General features: G+C 69.6%; 2 protein-coding genes and 1 tRNA gene. All 3 read right to left on the bottom strand.

Going from position 1 to position 2,246, the window contains the following annotated elements; all coding sequences use genetic code 11:
* Positions 1-30: 30 nt before the first annotated feature.
* Positions 31-1,233 (bottom strand): site-specific integrase, encoded by a 1,203-nt coding sequence (locus tag VGK32_14945; protein HEY3383066.1) that lies wholly within the window; start codon positions 1,231-1,233, stop codon positions 31-33.
* A 100-nt stretch (positions 1,234-1,333) separates the two neighbouring features.
* On the bottom strand, positions 1,334-1,906 hold the full coding sequence (locus VGK32_14940; protein HEY3383065.1) for a hypothetical protein: 573 nt from the start codon (positions 1,904-1,906) through the stop codon (positions 1,334-1,336).
* Between the two features lie 200 nt (positions 1,907-2,106).
* Positions 2,107-2,189 (bottom strand) — tRNA-Leu (locus VGK32_14935).
* Between the last annotated feature and the right edge of the window lie 57 nt (positions 2,190-2,246).

The raw sequence follows: 2,246 nt of genomic DNA, 5'->3' as shown, positions 1-2,246 counted from the left end.
CCCGTCGTTGTTGGCAGTACCTGCGACTCACTAGCGCCGAGGGCGCGGCTGACGGTGGAGCCACGGGTGGTCGCCGCCGTGCAAGTCCACGACCGCCTGCGCGACCTCCCGTCGGCTCGCCTCCGTGTAGATGTTGTTCGTCTCGACCAGAGCGTGCCTGGCAAACGCCGTCGCCACCGCACTGCCCGCCAGGCGCTCAACCTTCGTCGTCGCGTGATGGCGCAGCGTGTGGGCCGTGACCTGCATGTCGTCGGCCCAGTCGTAGGAGGCCTGGAGCCGGTCGCAGAAGACGTAGTTGAACCGCCGCCTGGTGATTGGCCTGAACTGGCCCGCGCCCAGCCGCTTACAGAACACACGGTCCCCGCGCGCGACGACACCGCGCCGGTGCGCGAACGCGAGCAGCATGCTGATGAACCAGTCCGGCACGGGCTGGTCGATGTCGGTGTCGAACTTCTCGCGCAGGCGAACCGTGCACTCCGACTCGTCAATGTCCTCCAGGCGCAGCTTCAGCAGGCCCTCCTGACGTGCACCGGTCACCACGAGGAAGCGCACGATCATCTCGTCCAGCTCCGGGTCGTCCCCGGTTGAGGAGAGCAGCTCGCGCATCTGCACGAAATGCTTGTCCTCCAGAGCCATCCGCCGGCCACCCTTCGAACGCTTCGGCTTCTTCAACTTCGCCGCCGGGTTGTGTCCTTCCGCGAGGTGCCGGTCGCGGATCCCCTCCTCGAAGAGCCTGCGCCACGCGCCGATGGCGTTGTAGCGGGCGCCCTTACCGTCGGTGCGTCGTACCGTCCGCTCCGCGGCCTCCCGCTGCTCCGCCCTCACCTCGGCACGCCGGGCGGCCCGCTGGTCGACGAACAGAAGCGCCTGTTCAAGGTGGCTCGGCAGCACCTCGTCGGCCCACATCGTGCCGATGCCGGCCCACTGGTGCCCGTCCACGTCCGTCAACGACGGGTCACCCGCGGCGAGGAAGGTCATGTAGCCGGCGTACGTGCGGAAGGTGTTTGTCGTCATCGACGCCTTCGCCTTCACGACGAGCTGCGCCACGGTGATCCGGTCCCCGGCACCACGGGCGCTCCGTGGCGCGTCGTCCCGGCGCTCAGCGAGCAACTGCAGAGCCTGCTGCATCTGGACCAGCGCCGCGCCCTGCTGGGCAATCAGCGCAATCGCGTCCGCCAACTCCGGCGCCGGCCGGTCGCCGACTGCCGAAGCGTCATTCCTGGTGCTGTTCACGTCATGTCCTCCTCAGTTGTCGCTCCGGACTCCCCGGTGCGAGGTGCACTGTGAGGAGGCCGGCCCGACGCGCAATCGCCCACACGGCGAGCGGCGTTCTTCACCCGCTCGCAGCACTCGCCGCTGTCCAAGCAGGCCGAACGCCGGACCGCTTGCGACGCTTGGCTGGCTCGGGCGACGCCGCCGCCACCGGCTCCGCCGCCCGCACGCCCGTCATCAGAAGGGCCAGATCGGCGCCCGCCGCGAGGAAGACCTCGCCGTCGCCAGCCGTCGCTGCCACGACCACGTCTCCGGGACCGATGTCCAGCACCGCGCGTGCACTCGCAGGCAGGGTCAACCTGCCATCGCGGAAGCGTGAGACCAGCTCGGTCGGGCCGTTCGCCCACCCGGCAGTCACGCGGACCTTGCCGTGCTCGATCCGTACGACCACCGCGGTGTCGTCGTCCCAGGGAAGGAACGGCGCGAGCTTGGTCACCGAGATGCGGTTCTGGGCATCCATCGCCGCAGCGACGAAGCCGCGGCGAACGCCGTCACGCGACGGCCAGAGCGGGGGCGTGGGCAGCGCGATGACTGGCGCTGAAGGCGGCTCAGGCGTCGCGGCAAAGTCTGCGCGCGCGTGCACCCCGGCCAGGAGGGCTCGGGTGCGGAGGTGGGTGTCAAGGCCGTTGGGCATTCCCTCATCGGTCGCCGCCGACAGCATCCGCGCACTAGGCACATGCCCTGCCACACCGGCGGGACTGTCGCCACCATGCGTCGACGCGGCGCCGCCGGACCGTCTCGAAGGGTGTTGTGCACCGGCCACAGAACGAAGAAGAGCCGAGAACCCCGTGGTCCCCGGCTCTTGCTCGGCTTGGGAGATCTCCCAAGGATCTGTGCGCGAGGCGGGACTTGAACCCGCACGTCCTTTCGGACACTGGCACCTGAAGCCAGCGCGTCTGCCATTTCGCCACTCGCGCGCGCCGCAGAAGGCTAGCACGGTTGCCGACCATGCTCCGGCGCGTGGGCAGGCGGCC

It is taken from the genome of Vicinamibacterales bacterium, assembly GCA_036504215.1.
Lineage (GTDB): Bacteria > Acidobacteriota > Vicinamibacteria > Vicinamibacterales > Fen-181 > FEN-299.
The sequence above is the reverse complement of the archived record's forward strand: the minus strand, read 5'-3'. Positions and strand labels throughout refer to the sequence as shown.

Bases quoted from the DNA above. Each gene is read 5' to 3' on its own strand.
- VGK32_14940 (HEY3383065.1), bottom strand. From the start codon at position 1,906: ATGCCCAACGGCCTTGACACCCACCTCCGCACCCGAGCCCTCCTGGCC.